The sequence below is a fragment of the Paenibacillus sp. KACC 21273 genome, from assembly GCF_028736095.1.
GTDB lineage: Bacteria > Bacillota > Bacilli > Paenibacillales > Paenibacillaceae > Saccharibacillus > Saccharibacillus kyungheensis.
This window is the reverse complement of record NZ_CP117876.1, coordinates 4995779-5016759: the sequence shown is the minus strand read 5'-3', so window position 1 is coordinate 5016759 and position 20981 is coordinate 4995779. Positions and strand designations below refer to the sequence as shown.

The following is a 20981-nucleotide window of genomic DNA, read 5'->3' as shown; positions in this document are numbered from 1 at the left end:
ACAGAATGTGTATCATGCTGAAATTAGGTTGTGTATGCTAAAACACAAAGATATTCTTTTGAAAAAATAGTCTATCTCTTTTCAAAATCTCATAATCATTGATTACAATATATTATTGAAACCAAAACGTATCTTTTAAAGTATGTATCTCATGACATATATCTTAAAGTACAATCCAGTGCTCATCCTATTATCATAGTACTTTAAGTTTTTAAATCTTTTGGAGAATGTTTAACTACAACCCAGCACCGGATTGCAAATCCAAGCGCATTCAACCTCTCGTCTTCCTACCCAAGCGCTCCAAAGTGGAAGGATGCACAAGCGAAGGGGATAGAATCGTTCTGAAAGTCGCTTTTAAGACTCGGGTATCGACCACTCTGTGGTTAAATCAAGATATCCGATCTTACCAGCGACGCCAAGAACGATTCCACCCCGTAGCGCTTGTCCTCACATCCACCCATCACCAAATAAAGAAATTTAATTCGCCCAAGGGGGATCATTCATGAAACCAATCGTTAGAGAACACATTCAACAACTGGACGTATCACTTGGCGGTGGTATTGTCAGTGATAAAATACGCGTCGATACGATCGACAACCCTATTTTGATTATCGGACTTGGGGGTACAGGTATTGATGCACTATTGCGTCTGAAATACCAGATCAACCGTCGCTTCAAACTTCCAGAAGATCCAATGACTAAGAAAAAACAAGACAAACCAGATAATGTTGAATTTCTTGCTTTTGAAACGAACGAACAAGATCGCAACAAAAAATATAAAGGCATCGGACTTGATCCAATTAACGAATTTGTATTGCTGTCCAATGCAGAGATCGGTGGATTGCTACAAAACCGTAGCCTGCTAGAACCTTATATCACCGAATGGTTGTCTCCAGAACTAGGGATCACTGATGGTATGAACGGTGCGGCTGGTGTACGCCAAGCAGGACGATTGCTGTTATTTACTAAAATTAATCAGGTCGTACAAAGTATAGATAAAAAGATCAAAACGCTGTCTGTCGGTACCAATAAAAAATTAATGGTCTTTCTACTAACAGGACTATCGGGTGGTACAGGTAGTGGTTGTTTCTTAGATATTTCATATATTGTACGTGGTATTGTAGAACGCGATTATGGCGCAGCAGGGGTAGACCGTCTGAATATGCTCGGTTACCTGTTTACACCAGACGTCAACTTATCCAATAAAAGTCTAAGTGAGCACACACGCGAATATATTCGCAAAAATGGTTATGCGGCTCTGAAAGAACTGGATTACTGGATGAATGTCGATAGTCGTGGTGAACGCTTCAAACAGCAATACGGCAGCATACTCAATGTAAATTCACCACTTGCACCATTTAATCTATGTCATTTGATCTCAGCAACCAATACCGAAGGTAAATTGCTTGAAAATGCATATGATTACTGTATGAATGTAACGGCTGAAAATATTACGAACTTTATGGCAAGTGAAGAAAAAGCGTCTGGTGAAGAATTTGCGATCCATGACTATATCAGTAATATTCGTACCAATATTGCACAGATGAATCGTGCGTATCCTGCGAACTATGAATACAATATTATCGGTGCTTCTTCTGCGGTATTACCAATCGAAGAAATGACCACATATCTAGCGTATCGTCTATTCCAAAAGATGGACAAAATGTTTGATCAAGCGCCAGACCAAGAAGCTGTTGAGAACTTTGCCCGCAAATTAGGGGTAGATGTCGAGACCATGACCAAAACATTCGAATCTCGTGTACCTGAACCATTGCCTGGATTTGAAAATAGTGAACGTCTAAGCTTCAATAATGTAGTTAAAATGCAAGCTGTTAATATGGATACCGAACTTGAGCAGACCTTCCTGATTCGTGCTCGTGAAGAATATATCAAAGCGAAGCAACAATTGCCGGGCGAGATTGTCGGACAATTTTCGGATCAGATTCGCCGTATGTTCTTACATCCAGAACAAGGCCCATTCTATGTATCACGTTTGTTGTACTCGGAAAAAGGATTCTCACTACTGAAAATGCTTCTTTCGTATATCGAGACATTGCGTGAAAGTCAGACACGTATTCCGCGTGATATCGAATCAGCAGCTGATTATGCGAATGAACGTCTGGGTGATGCGAAAAGTGCGTTCGTTTCTAAAGACAAAAAGAAAAATGTATACATTGAAGCTAAAATCGACGAGTACTGGTTGCGTGCAGATGTAGAACGTACACAACAAATGATCGAATTTTATGAAGATTTATATGAAATGTTAAATCGTGAAAATAACCGTATCTACGGAGTATTTACCGAAGTACTAAATGCATTAAGTTCTATTTTCGAGAAAAATGGTGAGTTGTTGACCAATGCGAATGAGCAAGAAGATCATCGTGGGAACAAAACGTATTATTGGAATCTAGTGAGCGTACCGGATATTTCCAAAGCGGTGAGCGATATTATGGATAGCAAAGATGGCGATGATCTGATTCGTGATTTCTCTGCACAATTGCTAGAACATTCCGATCAATGGGTGAAAGAGCAAGAAGTTGATATTGTACGCTCGATCTCTGATTTCTTGAGCGACAAATTCGGTGATCTGATCACACGTTCAATGGAAGATTTCTTAGTGATGAAATACGGTCAAGACGAGCCGATTGAGAAATTCGTAGAGCGCACGATTGCTAGTAAATTGGATGATGAAGCTGTACCGGTGTTCCATTTGAGCAATAGTGCAGGTAATCTGCATTTCCCTTCATGGGGATTTGTATCTGTTCCTGTTCAAGCGCCTAGCATTTTGCGTGGTATTCGTAACTTCCAGAACAATGCACTGGGTAAATCACACTTTACGATTAAAGAAAGTAAAGTTAAAAACCGTATTTTCTGGTTGAACACTCGTAATGGTGTGCCATTGTTCGTCTATACACCGCTGAAAGTATATGAAGAGAACTATGAGCGTACGATCCTGGATCGTGAAGGTATTGGTCGCCATCTGGTACAGACCGAGAAAGAAAACTGGACATACTTGCCTTCACCTATTCCTGAGCAATCATGGGGTGAAACATACACCAATGCTCGTGTACAAAGCTACAATGCTCGTGTGCGTGCAGACTATGCGCGTGCAAAACAACTAGGCATTATTGTTGAAAAAGATGCAGACCAAAATACAAGCAGTCGTTTTGCTGTTCATTTCACACAGCCATTCGATCTGGTTCCTACACTTGCTAGCTATGATATGCGTCTGGATGCACCTCGTCCGAATCTAGGTGAAGTGAAACGTGCACTAGCAGAACTTAGACGTCTTATGGCAGAAGGCTTGCCACATGAATCGACGAAAGATATCTTCGGTAGCTTTAACGAAGATCTAGCACGTGAGAACTTGATTCGTTCACCAAAAATGATCGAACGTGTACGTGCAGAACTAGCGAAGTATGAAAGTATTCAAGCCAAAATTGTAGAACTAGAAGGTATGTTAAGTCGTTATGAAGGCGAAGAAAAACTAACCGATCAGTTCTTACAAGCATTGTATACCGATACGATTACCAAAAAAGGTGCATTGTACGTCTATGATCGTGATCCTGAAGAAGAAGCTTGGGATGCTTTTGCAAATCTGATGAAGAGCCGTAATTTTGTGGAATTTGAAGTATTTGAACATTTCCGCAATCTAGATCAGAAAAATCGTGCAACATTGATGCGCAAAGCAGATCGTCGTGACAATGAAATCACTTCGTCTGAAGATATTGCACCGCTTCTAAATAAATTAGATGAATTGTACGAAGCGTATCTAGAAGCAAGAGATCGTCTAGAATACGAACGTGTAGAATTGGCTAATGGAGATGAAGCTTACCAGTTCTACAAACAAATGGTTACTAAATTAAGCGATATTCGCCGGAAGTTGAAATAAGATGGACGTTCGGCTGAAACAATTCGCAGATGCATATGCTGCTGACGAGGAGAAAACAGCCGGGCAGGGAGATGGGCGGAGCAGTATTCACTACCCCGCCGTTTTCCTGTTTATCGGGGATCTGATTCAAGATGCTGTCCGTCCTGTCATGCAGATTAATGCTCAGAAGTGGGATAATAGTGCTGGCGTGATGTATGTGGAGATTGCTCCTGAACCTACAGGAGAAGAACAGCAAGCAAGACGGGCTAATGAAGCTCGATATGAACAAGAACAAAACGTGAATTCTATGCGTACAGGTCAAAGTATAGGTTCATTAGAATCGCAAAAAATCACTACCTTTTTATCTCGTCCGACAGTTAACGATCATAGTAAAAAAACACAACGGCCTGATTGGCATCACCATTTTCAAAAAGATGGCAAGCATCTGCTGGAACTGAATCGTACGTTCCGGCAGGCGGCTCGCCGTTTAGCTGAGTTCGGACGGATGTATTCTTCGTTTGATCGATTGCATGTATCGTTGATAACGCGTGTTGATGATCCGATGAATATTTTGGTTCCAGAAATATCGCTATTAGCACGTTCGATTCTAGGTCAGTCTTTCAAATCAGTGCAGATGGATATGTATGCGCTCATCTATGAAGGCGATCAAGAAGAACAATTTGGATATGCCAGTTCAGCAGGAGTAGCATTTCTAAAAGAATTGGAACATATTCAACGTGCAGATTATACATTGACTGCACCATTACAACGTACTGAAGATGGATTAGCTGTGATGGTACAACATTCACCATCGCCGTTATTTGAATTAGCGTATGTGTTATCTGATCGTAATGAACGCGGAATTTCGGTTAATGGTGGGATGGAAAGCAGCTACGATATTATTTGCCGGATTAGCTTGCTCAAAAATCGTCAACGTCTGGAAACAGGTGGAGAATCTTCTTTTTACGGATCTGATTATAACAATAATGCTTTCAAAAATAATGTTCGTAATGGGGAAGGCAATCAAGGGTTAGTGTCTGCTGGATTTGCTAGAGTACGACGACCCGATCGAGCGATTGCATTAACTGTTTTGGAGCAATTTTTCTATGGAATAATGAAACGAATGAAACATACAACGATTCTAGGCAGTCGTGAAAAGTTCGAGTTGTTAGGTCTGGATGAACAACGTATCGACGAACGAGTTGATATGTTAGTCCCTAATAGTAGTCGCTTGGAAGATATGAATGGTCTTATGACCCGTACAACAAGCTTTAGTCATCTGAAATCACTAAGTCTACGTGAAGCAGAACATGCATTATTCGAATATGGTGGAGAACGCTTTTTCCATGATAATTATGAACAAGAAATGATCAAGCGGATCGAGCAATGGGATGCAGGGCGTGAACTTCAAGCTAATATTGCAGAGATGCTTCGTCAACATCCTTATCTTCATTTTTACCAGCTTGCAGAGTGGACCGATGAATCTGGCGAACAGAGTATGTGGAATGATTATCATGCACGTACTCGTGATCTAATGAATACGCTTGAAAGTGCACAGGCGGAATTGGACGAATGGTATGACAGTCGGGCAGATGATTTATCTTTTCAACGATTACCTTTTATGGAAAAGCATAATATTCGCGGTTTGACGCGCGCGCTGATTGATACGATTTATCCACGCAAATTGCATATTTTAAGATTGCAAACTAGATTGCGTCTATATCGTCGTTTCGAAGAGCATCTTACTGCTGTTCATCGTGATAGTATGCAACAGGTAAAAAGTATGGATACCATCGGTTCTAATCTACAAGCGGCGGCAACAGACAGTATCCGTACAGCAGATGATTATATCGGGCAAAATATCCATGATTACTATAGTCGTCTTACGGCTGAAGTGATGGAGGAGATTGAGGAAAAACGTGGTGATGGTGCTTTTTTTGAAGAGCGCAGTGTAGGCGATGTGACATTGCTGTTGCAACAAGGAGCTTCGACGCTGGTGGAACGTCTGATGGAGGTGTGTCGTAAAGAACTATTAGCATCACGTTCATTTACACAGACATTCGAACAGGAACTGCTGAATCGTGCTAATGTTACGATTGAGTATGAGAACAAGCAAGCTTTATCGCAAGAAGATTTGTTCAAAGAACTGTATCGTACTTTAGAAGATCGAGCGGTTATCCATATTCGTCTGCTAGATTATACGCATAAACATCGTTATGAAGAAAAATATATGTTTGGTAATGCTAATGGTGACTTTGTCCGTTATGCCGCAGGTGTAGATAATACGACTCGTATTTACAAAACAGGATTCGTCCATGAAGATCGCACCAGTGGTGTAGAAAAGCTGAATCTGATGGGTGGATTTACGATTGAAGATTTAATTTACTATCGTAATGGTAAAACGTACTATGATACGTATATTGCAAACGGGTATGATTTTCACGTCTAGCTTTTACTCTGAGTTTGACCGCTTCGGGAAGGAAATTGCTCTTGTCGTCGCTGTTGCAAGATTGTCCCTTGAATAACCGCTTTGCAGTCGGGCCAATCTTGCAAAGGTGATCGTTTCACTCTTTCAGAGCAATTGCATTCCCTCCGCTCAGAGTGGGGAGTAAATGCTAAAAGTTCAAAATAGGAGCGTTTGCCTGGCAGGGTGAGGCAAGGGGTGAAGGATAAGAGCAAATTACTTTTACATTTTGGTTTCTTGTTTTTTTGAAGCGGTGTTAATCAAAACAAACCATCTACATAGCTTTTTCATCTACTTCATTAAAATTTAGATGTAAGGATACACTTCAATCGCTCAAATGTATAAACGAAATGTCATATATTCATATGAAAGGGGAGATGCCACGTATGCAACGCAAAGTGAATTGGCTTATGGTATTGTTCAGCCTTATTGGAGGCGCGATCGGATTTATCGTAGGAGAATGGTTGATTCATTCTTATTTTGATCGGATGCCACGAGTGCTTCTTATTGGATTGTATTTTGGAATTATCAGTCTATTTATTGGTGGATTTTGTTTGTTAGCTGAAACGATTTCACCGAAATTAAATGGAGCATCTTGGCGTCAACGTTATGCAGGGCTTTCGTGGAAATTATTTGTACCGGCTACTTTGGTGCTTATGTTTTTAGGAGGACTTGGTGGAGAAGCGATTTACCAGATCGGATTCAATGGAGTGAAGTCGATTCGTGACGTTGTCGTAGTGATCGATAACTCCGGTAGTATGCTAGAAACCGATGCTCAAAATCAACGGTTTCAAGCAGTGAAAAATATGGTCAATTCGATGGATGATGACAAGCGTGTTGGGATTATCGGATTCAGCGACCAAGCGAATGTAGTATTGCCGTTGACCGAAATCAATGATGCTTCCAAACAGCAGATTACAGCTACGATGGATGCGATGACAACGACTACAGGCGGTACTAACTTTACAGGTGCTTTGGATACTGCAATGCAACAGATTACTGCTCAAAATGATGATACTCGTGGTACAGTCGTCATTATGTTGTCTGATGGATATAGTGCACTGGATATGTCTGCACTTGCTCCTTATCAAGCCAAATCCATCTCGATCAATACGGTTGGTTTGAATTTGACAGATGCAGGCGGCACAAATCTACTTACAGATATCGCGAGTCAAACAGGCGGTAACTATTACAATGTAGCTGATGCTTCGCAATTGCCACAGACGTTCCAACAGATTTACGATACATTAGACAAACGTACACTGGTAACAGAACGCAGTGAACCTTTTTATAGCAATCTGTATTATGTGATTCTGCATGTGATACTGGTGATGTTATTAGGCGCATTGATGGGTGTAGGTATGGGATTAATGTTCGACAATCGCTTTTTGGCACGTAGCTTCGGAATCGGTGGCGGTGTAGCTGGATTACTGGCTGGTTGGTTATTGGAGTGGGGGATCGGCAAAACCGATTGGACAGACGGAGTGATACGCTTTTTAGCAGTTATGATTCTGGCATTTATTATTGCACTGTTTACATTGGTGGTTCCGATTGGTGAAAATAGTAAACGTATGATCAAACGCAGTTCTACACCACCGCCACCTACACCTTCAGAAGGCCCACGTCGACGTCGTGGAACAAGTAGTGGTACATTTCAACGTTAAATAAAGGATCAATCTATTTCATATCAATATGTTTAACATCATTTGAATCTATCAGTAATTCTACAGATGCAGACCAGGAAAGGGGATCTTTATATGCTGTACACCGAACTGAAAACCAATCAAGGAATCCATGGTTTGACCGGACAAGCGCAAGATGGATTGTGTACATTGCGTTGGTTATGGCCACGCGATACAGAAGCGGTCTATATTGAAAAAGTAACGCAGATGTCCGCAGTTGGCGAAGAAGGTAGTTCATCAGATCAGCCAGATTCTTCTCCTGCGAGTCTGCGTCTATATACCAAAGAAGAATATAAAGCGAACAATGGATATATCGAAAGAGTCGATCATTTTGGTAGGATGACATATACCGTATATATGACGTATGAAGAACAAGGAGAAACTGTACTTGTGCGTCAACCGGATGGTCAAAATACGATTGAACTTAGTGCAGGCAAAGCCAAAATTTATTACTCGATTAAGCAACAAGGAGTATGGTTTGGCAAACGTAAAACGGTGCGAATCGAAGTTCATGCGGAAGTGCCTATTCCCAAAGAAGTATTATGTTATGTGAAAAAAGAAGGCGGGTATGCTGTCAATAAAGATGATGGCATTGTATATCCATTTGCAGCTCCTTTTCAAGCAGGACGTAATGAATTACCCGCGATTGAGGTAGGCAAAAATGAATATGTAAGACTCTTTTTTACCGATGGACGTACATACGGACAGATGTACGAATTGATTTTGGAGTAGGGGGAAGATCGTTGAGATGAATATCTTCGATTGGTTTAAAAAGAAACCGGAAGCCGCGCCTAGACCGTTATTTTATGATATCGTTTGCCCGTATTGTTTTAATAAATTTTCACCGGAAGAAGTAGAATTTCGTGCTTCACATCACCGTGAAGATGATGAAGATTACGGACTCGGTGAAGATGCAAAGTTAAATAAATATCGTTCTCGCTTTGGGCTGGATACGGTTCATGATATGGAAGCGGTATTGCTACCAACAGATGTTCCTGAAGAACAGCGTATTTATTCGGATCATGTACTGGTGGGACTCAATGACCGCTATGGTGAAGTCACACGTCGTCGTCTGTGTCCGCATTGTCATAATGAATTACCGGTCACTTCAGGCAAAGTGCCTAGCAATATTATTTCGATTGTGGGTGCTTCGCAGGTAGGTAAGTCTGTCTATATGACAGCACTAATCCATACGTTGCAAAATACTACAGCAGAAAATTTTGATGCCGCCTGTATGCCACTGACCACAGAGATTAGTCGCAAGTTCCGTATCAATTATGAAGAGCCTTTATTTGAACGTGGCGATCTACTGGGTTCTACGCAAAAAGAACGGATGCAAGAACCGTTTATTTTCCAATTTGTTTTCAAAGATGAAGAGAAGCCACCGTTAACACTGGTGTTTTTTGATGTAGCTGGTGAAGGTATGGTTGATCAGGATTATTTGGGACTGCATGGTCAGCATATTAAAAACTCTGCGGGGATTTTGTTTATGGTCGATCCGCTTCAGATTCGCTCGATCCGAGATCGTATTCGGATTAAGCTTGGTGATGATAAAGGAGAATGGGTGTCTCGCTATGATGAGCCACGTGATGTGGTATTAACTTTATTTAGCGATTTTATAGCTCATCAAGAAGATAGCAAAACCAATATTCCAACAGCTGTTGTGCTTACCAAAAGCGATATGCTGGAATCATTGCGTGGAGATGAAGGCGAATATATCAAATCCAACAGTAATGTGTTCCATAATGTAATTCATCGTGATTATTTTGATTTGAATGAATTTGAAAATATAGATGGTGAAATTCGCCGTTTTATTGAGCGTGTCGATCGTCCATTTAAAGGAACGATGGATGTATATTTCAAAGACACTGCTTATTTTGCTGTCTCGGCATTAGGAAGTAATCCTATCGACCAGAAGCTACAAAGTGTCGTTAGTCCGATTCGTGTCGATGAGCCATTTATCTGGTTATTGTACAAACTGAATTACATCGAGGGGAGAGGAAACGCTTGAGTTTATTCTCGAATGCCCTTATCGATCAACAGATGTATACCCGGGAGAAAAGTGGTATTTTTCGCTCTACCGAGGGGTACGATACGATTGCCAAATCGTCTGGACTTGATAACTCGTTTATCAAAAAGTATATTCATCCATTATGCGTATATGATGCGCCGGCAGAGTTGTTAGCCAAAGGTGAGAAAGAAGATGCTTTATTTCCGTCTGCCTTACAATTGGTACGACTGGAAAATGGTGATATTGTACTGGGAAATAGCCATTACGTAAATGCTGATTTTACAGGGCTAAGAAGTACATTCTTTTCCCATAATTATGTAATTCCTGCGGTGCGTGCTGAAGAATGGGTACATCACTATGATCGTTGGTTACAAGCAGATTTTGAGGAAAAGTATGATGTAGAGCAAGGGCAAGACTTACCACAATTGCAAGATATTCCGTCTACACCGTCTGCTTCAAATAGTATGGCTGTATTAGAGGAATTAGGAATAGATGGAGCTACTTTTCGGCAATTGATCGGTGCAGTGATGTCTGCGATTCATAAGCGTCGTAAAGTATATATTTCGCTGAATGTACCGATTACTGAACTGTCTGTATATGCCAAGCGATTAACAGCGGTGATTGCAGAAGCTCTTCCTTATGCTTTCCGTCGTCGTCTAGGATTTACCACTTATGCGAAAGAACCCGAAAGCCGTAAAGGGATTCAATTGATGTTTGTTGAAAGTGGTTCGATTCGTGCAGGTGATCGCAATATTGAGCGTGATTATCATTTTGACTGGAGTACAGGTCGTATCCATCCAGCTCAACCGGAAAAAGCAGGTCAAGTATATACCGAATGGGTCTGGGAGCATATTACACAACCGGATCAATTGCGTGCATTACAAGAATTTGCTGATAGCGGGCAAGCAGGAATCGATGCTTCGACAGAAGAGTTACCTGACCCTGCACATTATGATGAGTGGACAACGTTGTTTCGTGTAGAAGCGGGCGACGAACAATTATATAGCGAGCATCCTGCAGCTATTTTGCAGTCGTTGCTTACACATTTACGACCAGCAGGCGCGCTGGATTCTGCAATGCGTGTAAATGATTTATTTTTATCACGTTTTGATCGTGAATTTGATGAAGTACGGACAGGTGTTGTACCGGATATTGCGATTGCAGAATGTTTTGCAGAGTATTACGGTATCGATGAAGTACATACCGGACGCAAAATTGTAGAGTATTTTATCTGGGCGATTCGTAATGCTGTTGCGGCAGGACAGACAGCAGCAAGTCAGGCATTCTATGTAATGATGGAGAAACATCCTGCTTTAAATGATGCATTTATCAAAATGGCAGGTAGTCAGCCTAGTCTTGCAGTTATGTTATTAAATCCGTTAATAGAACGTAAATTCCATCAAGCACAGACTGTTGAAGAAGTGATTCAATTGGCTGTAGAATGGGGCACGACCTATCCAGATTTACTAGAGATGGACGATTATTGTAATCGTGCAGGTCAATCTTTTATGGAAGCTTTACGGCATAGCTCTGACTTGATGATCGCTACAGGTAAAGTATTTACTTTATTAGATGAAGTAGATACAGGTTCATTACATGGAAAAGTGATTCCACCCGAAGCTTGGAGACAATCCGGTCTAGGAGATGATATGCGAGCTTCTGCGGAACGATTGTTATTGAATGATCTGGAATGGTCAACACTGACTCGTGAAAAGTTGTTGCAAGCAGATTTCCTATCTCTTCCGTTACCAAGTGATGAATATCCTGAACGTGCTGATCGCCGTCTCAATGCCAAAAAATTAGCACTACAATTATTATATATTTGGTTTACTGAAAAAGAATTATCCGCAGATTTAATGAATTTATTGCATCAATTGCAACCGAATGAGAAAGATCAAGTACAGCAACTAGGACGCTTATGGCTAGCCGATGATATTCGAAAAGGTCAATTTGGACGGTTGGCAGCTGCTTTTAGCTATAGTGCTGAACCGAATGACCTGGATTATTCTGCAATGGTAGAAGCGGTTCGTCAGCATGCGAGTACTCCTGAACAAATCTATACTTTTTTCCATTGGTCAGAAGGACGTGCAGAATTTATGCTACCTGACCCTGCTTCATCGGCTAGCGATCATTTGTTAGATAAAGATCGAGCCCGTACAGCCGATACTCCCAAAAAAACATCGGGGCGCAAGTCGCAAAGTCCACGATTTGTACCTGCTTATGAGACGGCTATTCTGGCGTATTTTCGCAGACATGATCCAGAAGCATTTCGTAGAGGAGAACTTGCTTCGCAAGCAAAAGCTGATTTTCCCAAAGAAGGGCCAGCATTGCGAGCAGTATACCTTAAAGCAAGAGATGAATTAGCTACACCATTATCAAAATGGTTTAAACGTAATCATAAACGTATGCCCTTATTAGCGCTACTAGCGGTTGTCTTACTGGTAGCGATCGGTGGATTATCTGTATATGCATTAAAAGTATTTGGCGTGATTACTGTCGAGCAAGCGGCACCTGCGGTTGATCCGATACCAGAAGTGACCGAACCGCCGATAGAAACCGTTCAATTGCCCAAAGTAGTAGTCACATTATTGACTCCAGATGCAGATACCAGTGCAACGCCAACAACAGGGACAGATAGCAGTAGTATCAGTACCAATACCAGTACTAGTAATGCGACAGGTCTTGCTTTTCACTTTGCTGATCTAGCTACTTGTGAAGCATTCAAACCTACCAAAGCAACATTGCTGATGGGGAACGGGCAAAAAGTAGATTATACTCAATTGAATGCCAAGTCGCTTTGCAAGACGTCCACGAGTAGCGGGAATACTTCTTCTGATTCTTCAGCAGAAGATTCTACAACTAACCGTACCGACGATACATCCAGTACTACAGGTATGAGCGATAATCCTACGATAGCTACTGTAGCAGCAACGTCTGAATCGACTACAGATTCAGATACAACCGATACGATAGATCCTAAAGGCTCAACCAATGCTACAACCGACACAGGAACAACCGATTCTTCTACATCAAGTACATCACCAACAGAAGAAACAGAACCTGTATCTGAAGCTCAATTGACTGAAAGTAATCCATATACAGTCACGATTGATTTGCCAGCCAAAACAGATAGTCATAATATCAACAAAATCAAAATTGATAGCACTGAATATGCTATAACATCTATTAGTGCAGATTCAGCAACAACCGATTCCTCTAGCTAAACGTTTGAATGTGCAAAAGCTCGCTTTTCTGTTTTTAAGAAAGCGAGCTTTTGCTATATGTTGTACTATGAAATCACAACAAGAGTAGAAAGCAAAGGAGATCATTATGGAAAAACGATTGTCGATTGGCATGATGATTGGCTGGAAAATACGATTAGATTTACCTCTGGCTTGTGCATTAATAGCACACAGTCAAGAAGTTGATTTTTTCTACTTTTATCCTGCGGGTGTAGATGAACAGACGCGTACGATTGAAGGGCAAGCATGGGACGGCACACAATGGATCACCGGAACATTTGCATATCCTGATGTGATCTATGATCGGATGCGTCGCAAAGGTTCAGATCAATTCGGTAATATCTATGAAAAATTAGCAGGTATTCCTATCACTCATACGCTGAGAGGACGTTCTATTGTCAAAACGAAAGTCTATAATGTGCTTCGTGGGGATGCGAATTTGAAAAAGTCACTAATCCCTTTTATGACGATGAGAGATCCTGAAAAAGTAATCGAATTTGTTCATAAACATCAACGTGTGATTTTCAAAGCAGATGGTGGGGCATCTGCTCAAAATATGTTTACAGTAGAAGTGAAAGATGATGGATATGAAGTGTTCGATCAGACTTATTTGCATACGATGAATCAGGAACAAATGCTTGAGGTAGTTACAGTATTGATTGAACGTAGATATTGTGCACAGAAATTAATTCAAAGTACAACAGTGCAAGAGTTTCCATTTTTTATTCGTGTTCATGTATCCAAAGACGGTCAAGGGCAATGGATGGTTGCGTTCTGTTCAGTCTCTTTGTCGCTTAATCCGATGATCAAAGTAACGAATAGCGAAAGTACATTTCGTGTGACCACCACATGGACTCGTTTTCTCAATCATCAATTCGGAGAACAACCGGGTGGTTCAATGGATCGCAAAATTCAAGCATATGCGATTGAAATCTCGCAATATCTTGAACAGCAATGGGGTACAGGATTTCACGAAATAGGATTAGACCTCGGAATTGATAAGCAAAATAAAATTCGATTGTTTGAAGCAGGTCTGGGGATACCGGATACTTCTTTCCATAATATAGAGCTGGCTCAGCCTGCGATCGCTTACTGTCAATACTTAGTACGTCAGTCGCAATCTTCTTAAAAAGCGATCATAGCTTGTCTAATCTATCTATAAATACATTGGATAAAAGCAAAGGAGAATACGATGGAGAAGCGATTGTCGATTGGGATGCTTATCGGTTGGAAAATAGAGCCTGAATTGTGTCTAGCCAGTGCGATGGCAGCTAGCAGTCATCAAGCGGACTTTTTCTATTTCTACCCTGGCGATGTGAAGGAAGCAACACGTACGATTCGTGGCAAAGAATGGAATGGTACAAAATGGGTCTACAACACTTTTGATTATCCTGATGTGATTTATGATCGAATGCGCCGTAGAGGATCAGATCAATTCGGCAATATTTATGAAAAGTTAGCGGGTATTCCAATAACACATACCCTTATAGGCAAGTCGATGTACAAAACAAAAGTGTACAATTTGCTGTTAGGTCATCCTGAGCTTAAAAAAATCGTAATCCCTTTTATGACTATGCGAGAACCGGAGAAGGTGATTGAATTTATTCAGCAACATCAGCAAGTGGTACTCAAAGCCGATCGAGGTGCTAAAGGCGAGAATACATTTACAGCAGAAGTAAAAGGAGACATGCTGGAAGTATTCGATCAGACGTATATTCATCAGATGAACGCCGAGCAAACGATGGCTTTGGTAGAATTATTGACGGAACGACGCTATTGTGTACAAAAATTAGTGCAGAGTACTACCGTTATACAAGGCTTTCCTTTTTATATTCGAGTGCATATTGCCAAAAATGGCAAAAACGAATGGATTGTCGCTTTTTGTTCAGCAGGGATTTCTTTAAAATCCAATATTAAAATAGCCAACAGCAAAAAAACACTGACTGTATCTACTACATGGAATCGATTTTTGGAGCATCAATTTGGTGAAGAAGTGAACGGGCCGATGGATCAAAAAATACAAAAAACTGCCCTACAATTAGCAAATTATTTGGAATCACAAATTGGATCAGGATTTCATGAAATCGGGTTGGATATTGGTGTAGATGAATATCGCAATATTTGCTTATTTGAAGCTGGAATCGGACTACCATCGACACTGTTTAATTACGTAGAATTGGCGCGCCCGGCTATTGAGTACAGTCTGTATCTAGCACGTCAATCATTGAAATAGCATATATCATCATTTTGGAGATGAAAGGAAAGGTAGATATGGTTATCAACGCTGATATTCATCGGACTGCTCCTGATTGTGATGTGTTGATTGTAGGCGCAGGTCCTACAGGACTTACGCTAGCAATTGAACTAGCAAGACGCGGTATATCGTATCGAATTATTGACAAGGCGCCGCATCCTTCCAAATATTCCAAAGCATTAGGTGTGATGGCACGTACATTAGAATTATTACATCAAGCAGAGGTAGCAGATACATTAATAGCTCAAGGGCATCAAGTCACAGGGATGCAAGCATCTAGCTATAACAAAGTATTAGCACAGGTAAACTTTACTTCATTAATTCAGAGCCCTTATCCCTACGTACTGATGGTTCCGCAAAATATCACCGAACAAGTATTGATTGATCGCTTAACATCACTTGGAGGTACTGTAGAGCGACAGGTTCAATTAACTGCTCTGCAACAGCTAGATCAGCCTCAGCAATATGTACAGGCAATTATTCAACATACAGACAAATCTGCTCAGTCTGAAGAAAAGATATTGGCACGCTGGGTAGTCGGTTGCGATGGAGCTCATAGTACTGTGCGTCATCTCAGTGATATTGCTTTTGAAGGCGAAGTACTGGCTCAATCGTTTGCTCTAGCTGATGTACAGATCGATTGGAAGCAAGATCATAATAAGCTGTATGTCTATCTGAATAAAGGCTATCTGACAGCTCTATTCCCGATGCTGAATCACCGACACCGGGTTATTATTGGTATGCCACCGGATCATGCTGTGAGCTCTTCTGCTTCCGATCAATCTATTGAATTAGCAGATATTCAAGCAGTACTGGATATTTGTCTGCCGATCAAAGTCACTATTTCAGATCCGATCTGGTTAGCGAAATTTGCTGTACATCAACGGAAAGTGAAGTCTTATCGTACAGGTCGCATTTTTCTAGCAGGAGATGCCGCTCATATTCATTCACCTATCGGTGGACAAGGAATGAATACAGGGATTCAAGATGCATTTAATCTAGGTTGGAAATTAGCGCTAGTCTGTCAGGGGTATGCTTCCGATACTATATTGGATAGCTATCATGCTGAACGTGAACCGATTGGACGACAATTACTACGTGGAACCTCTCTTTTTACCCGGTTAGCGACAACCCGATATTCTGTACCGATTGCGATTCGTAATACAGTCGCTCCATTACTATCTTCTCGTAAAGTAATCCAAAAGCGATTGTTCAGTCTAATCTCTGAAACAGGATTGGCTTATCCTCATAGCCCTATTGTGCAACAAGGCAAAGGCTGGCAACGACCAATGCTTCATGCAGGAGAGCGAGCACCTGATGGAGGATACGGACAATCCTCTCGTCATACGCTACTTTTATTTACAGGAGAACATCCTATAATAGCAAGTCCGAAGCCGCCCACACTTGAAGATGAGATCGAAGAGCCAGATCACCGTTCATTGCTGAATCAAGTAGCTGTAAAATGGAAAGATATTATCGATATCCATATTTTATTACCGGATCAACCATTAATGACTTCATTATCACTACCATCGCATATTCATACCGATCCAGACAATCATCTGCATCAACAATATGGAATGGGCAAAGGTGGATATGTGCTGATTCGTCCAGATGGATATATCAGTTATATTGGCAGTCTAAGTGATGAAATGGACTTGATTGGCTGGGTACATCGTTCTTTTCAGATACCCGCTAGACCTTCCTCACCTATTCAATTGTAGAAAATCTGTAGAAAATAAAAAGAAATAAACGAAAATATGTTCGTAACCTATACCATTCTTCGGTCTGCTTCATGTATAATGGGATATTATGTTTACCAAACGGATGATCAATATTATTAAAGGAAAGGCAAGGAGTCTATTATGCATTCACCATCGCCACTATCCTATACAGACAGAACCTATACGGCATTATTAAGCTTCGAAGAAGATCGAGGCTTTTTCCTGCATATTTCGCGCGCCGATGGAGTCGTTGAAGAGGAACAAGCTGAGGAAGTACAGCAGATGGTTATGGGTAAAACGCTTCGTAATGCTGAACATAGATGGCAACACTCCTCTTACGGTCATAGCGAATGTCTGCTCAAACCGGAAGAAGCACACAAATTATATACACGATTGACCAGATTAGTACCGGGAACATTAGAGTTATTTGATGGTACACCGATTGAAGCAAGTTACGATGGTAGCGCTGAAGCTGTTCTTTCTGGCGGGAGTGAACCTGCTACGACTATCGCTATCTCTACATCTTCAGAATCAAGCTATAGTGTAGATGATCTGGATCATTATCTTGAAGATATTACTGATGAAGAAATCGTGTATGGTATCGATCCTGCCTATGCACAAGATCAGTCTTTTCAAGTTGCTGAAGAATATATTCCGTATGCTGCTCCAGAAGAATTTACAGATAGTATTCATATGGATGCCAAATGGGTGCTTGAAGGCAGACGAGACGAGAAAAATGGTGTCGGACAAGTTACAGCTGTACCGATGATCGAGATCAGTGGGATTCGCTATCCTGCTGTAGAATTATCACGTCGTCTGGGTGCATCTGGAACGTATGTTGGATTACATGAGCATGGACAGATCGAAGCAGACGTATTACGCGAATTAGGATTAGGGCCTATGGGTAGAATGGCTGACGGTACATCACTTGATAAAAATAGTAAATTAACATCGCAAGAAATTATTCAGCGTGGTTCTGAACGACTCAGTGGCCCGTGGGAACAATTGCTGATTCCAGATTTGGCTTTGCCGGGTACAGAACGTGATCTGGCGCAACATTTTGATTTTCTAACACATTGGGGAATTTCTGGCGGGATTTTAGGCGGAGTGATGAAGCATAGCGAATCGCTACAGCATTTTCTGGAAGCTTATATTCGCAAATTTCCAGCATGTAAGATTGCGATTATTGGTAAAAAGCCTTTACTGACTGGATTGCAAAAGCTATGGCAGCCGACACTCGGATCATACTGGCAAGAAGCATCTGAATTGTCGAGCAAAACAAGCTCAACCAAAAATAAATCGACATTACCATTGATTGCTGTACCTGCTAGTCTATTGACTGGAAGAACAGCGCTGTTGCCAGGTGGAGTCGATATTGCGATTTATTTAGAACCTGATGAATTAACAGATAGTGTAACGAGCAAAGTATACAAAGCTATGAATAAGTTAACTACCCGCTTACGGTTGGCGATCTATGCAGAAGGTCAACATTTGGATGAACCTCATATGCGAACAGCTCAGACCAGTCTGCTCAAATTATTTCATTCCGTAGTACGCGAATATGCGATTGTCGATCCCGACCATCCATTGACCGAGTTACCACCTGCTTTTCCGATGGTGGTCAAGCGTGCACTTCAATCGGGATTGCCACAAGTAAGTGAACGCAAAGGTGGATTTGCTGAATTTGAATGGGGAACAGAAGAACGGGGATTGCGTATTCCTGAACGTCCTGCTGACCTTTCTATTCCTACGATGGATACCACTGTAGACGAAGATTGGAAAAAAGATCATATTATCTATGACCATCAAGGCTGGTTACAGTCTTTTCAATATAAAAAAGAAGATAGTCCTTCTGTCACTTTGCCACCTGAATCTACATCAGATCGACAATCTGCAAATGATAGAGAACAGGACGACATCAGTGGCTATGAAATGGATCTTAATCAACCACCTACTTACAAAGTAGTTCATTCTACTGGAAAAAGTACTTCTATTCCGGTCAATACTGCTTCGATGTCTGCATTGAAGATTCCGCCTATAGATGCGACAGAACATGAAAGCATTTATTCGCAGGATCAAGCAAAAGGTGATCTAGCAGAAGTCGATTCGTCGGTAGATCATCGTGTTGCTCATGATAATCATGCACAAGAGATCGTGCTAGATAGCGAACTTGCACCACGCTATGTATCGTATGAAGATTCATCGAAGTATGATTCATCAGAGACCGATGAAGAATTGCGCTCTCAATCGTCAATTCAGACCGCAGAGCATGTTTTTGCGAAGCGTGCACATGAAATGATAGAACATCGTGAAGAAGAAGCTGAATTTGTTCCATTTATGAGTTATTGGCCGACTTATGAGAGTATGACATGGCGACAGAAAAAGTGGTATTTCTACTGGCGTCAAGAAGTACGTGAAGGTCGATATCCAGCAACAGATTTATCTTATATTTTCTTAATGTGTTACGAAATTATCAATGGCGCAGGGTGGACAGAACCGTTAGAAGGGCATCAATATCTAATGAATCTATGGCGTCAATATCGCAAAAAGTTTATCAAATTAGATCGATATATCCCGCAGTGGGTACTTGATTTTGGACAAGTTCATGATCTGCATGAACCGCTGAGTGAATTTATGATTGAAGCATCTGATCATTTGCCTACCGAATTAGCTGATCTGGAATGGGAACGTATCTGGTCATCTCAACCAGCACAGATTCCTTTTGCACTGGTTCATCAATTACTTGATTATGATATGCAACGTAGCCGATTCTATGTGGAAAAAGGTAGCGAATGGATACAAGAATATGTGCCTAAAGTGTTGGCTGCGGTCGATGCTTTTCTAGATAAACAACAAGGAGCAAGGTTGATCCAGATTTTCCGTCCACCTGTATATCGGGAGACTGAACGTTATTTGTTCCGCAGTGCTGTCTATGATGCTACAATCTACGGGCGCACTGTTACTGTCAGACGATTGCCGTTATGTGAGCACAAGCCACTACGAGAATTTTTGACAGGTATTATCAAATTAACAGAAAATGAATTTCGTCGTCATCTGGAATTTAGCGGTCGACTTCGTATCAATCCACCGGTTGAACCAGAGATCGCTCGCTTGATTGAACGGTATATCAAGCGTATATTTACAGTGCCAGAAGAATTACCTGCACCAAGACAAGTGCAGATTGATACATCGGTACTTGAACAATTACAAGCTGATTCTAATGTAGTACGTGATATGTTGACTTTGCGTGAAGAACAGAAGATTAGCAATGAAGAAGAATGGACAACATGGATCGCTGAACATGCATTAGCTGTAGATGCTGAATCACCATTGGTAGAAGAAGAGTCAGGGATAGACACACAACAAGATACCCTCCAATCAGTAGACGATACAGAGCAGACGTTACCAGCTCAATCTTCTCTTCCTCAGGATCAACCTACAGAAGAGATGAGGGTGAGCATTGCTCCGCTGCCTGCTGAACTGGATAACGAATGGCAAGAGTGGATCGATGGCTTACAGACGCATCATATTCAATTTTTGGGCGCATTGTTAGATGAAGCGGATGATTCAGTATTGCGTGATATCGCTAGTAAAGGTGGTACAATGCCAGCACTGCTAGTCGATGAAATTAATGATCTGGCGATGGATACAATCGGTGACCTTTTGCTTGAAGAAGGTACGATTATGGAAGAATATAGAACAGTGCTTGATGCAATCATCATGAGGTGAAAAG

The 20981-nt window shown here is 41.3% G+C and carries 10 protein-coding genes; all 10 read left to right on the top strand.

Translation table 11 applies throughout. From position 1 onward, the window contains the following. Positions 1–502 precede the first annotated feature (502 nt). The 10 genes from PQ460_RS22010 (at position 503) to PQ460_RS21965 (ending at position 20977) form a co-directional block, all read left to right on the top strand. Positions 503–3892: a tubulin-like doman-containing protein gene (locus PQ460_RS22010; RefSeq protein ID WP_273614572.1), complete on the top strand. Its 3390-nt coding sequence runs from the start codon at positions 503–505 to the stop codon at positions 3890–3892. A 1-nt stretch (position 3893) separates the two neighbouring features. Continuing rightward, positions 3894–6320, top strand: coding sequence for a transcription initiation factor TFIID (locus PQ460_RS22005; protein WP_274171181.1), 2427 nt, complete (start codon positions 3894–3896; stop codon positions 6318–6320). Between the two features lie 401 nt (positions 6321–6721). After that, positions 6722–7999, top strand: a complete 1278-nt coding sequence (locus PQ460_RS22000; RefSeq protein WP_274171180.1) for a vWA domain-containing protein — start codon at positions 6722–6724, stop codon at positions 7997–7999. A gap of 93 nt (positions 8000–8092) precedes the next feature. Beyond that, positions 8093–8749 carry a beta-mannanase gene (locus PQ460_RS21995; protein ID WP_273614575.1) on the top strand — a complete coding sequence of 219 codons (657 nt, stop codon included), beginning with the start codon at positions 8093–8095 and terminating at the stop codon, positions 8747–8749. 16 nt (positions 8750–8765) lie between these two features. Next, entirely contained in the window at positions 8766–10028 is a 1263-nt protein-coding gene (locus PQ460_RS21990; RefSeq protein ID WP_273614576.1) for a TRAFAC clade GTPase domain-containing protein, read from the top strand. Beyond that, the gene (locus tag PQ460_RS21985; protein ID WP_274171179.1) at positions 10025–13252 is read left to right on the top strand and encodes a GAP1-N2 domain-containing protein; all 3228 of its coding nucleotides are present in this window, start codon (positions 10025–10027) and stop codon (positions 13250–13252) included. The genes PQ460_RS21990 and PQ460_RS21985 overlap by 4 nt, the downstream gene beginning before the upstream one ends. 106 nt (positions 13253–13358) lie before the next feature. Further along, on the top strand, positions 13359–14399 hold the full coding sequence (locus PQ460_RS21980; protein ID WP_274171178.1) for a YheC/YheD family protein: 1041 nt from the start codon (positions 13359–13361) through the stop codon (positions 14397–14399). 63 nt (positions 14400–14462) lie between these two features. After that, positions 14463–15503: a YheC/YheD family protein gene (locus tag PQ460_RS21975; RefSeq protein ID WP_274171177.1), complete on the top strand. Its 1041-nt coding sequence runs from the start codon at positions 14463–14465 to the stop codon at positions 15501–15503. A gap of 38 nt (positions 15504–15541) precedes the next feature. Continuing rightward, positions 15542–17248 carry an FAD-dependent monooxygenase gene (locus PQ460_RS21970; RefSeq protein WP_274171176.1) on the top strand — a complete coding sequence of 569 codons (1707 nt, stop codon included), beginning with the start codon at positions 15542–15544 and terminating at the stop codon, positions 17246–17248. Between the two features lie 141 nt (positions 17249–17389). Then, complete coding sequence (locus tag PQ460_RS21965) at positions 17390–20977, top strand: TerB N-terminal domain-containing protein (RefSeq protein ID WP_274171175.1); 3588 nt, start codon at positions 17390–17392, stop codon at positions 20975–20977. The last annotated feature ends 4 nt before the right edge of the window (positions 20978–20981 follow it).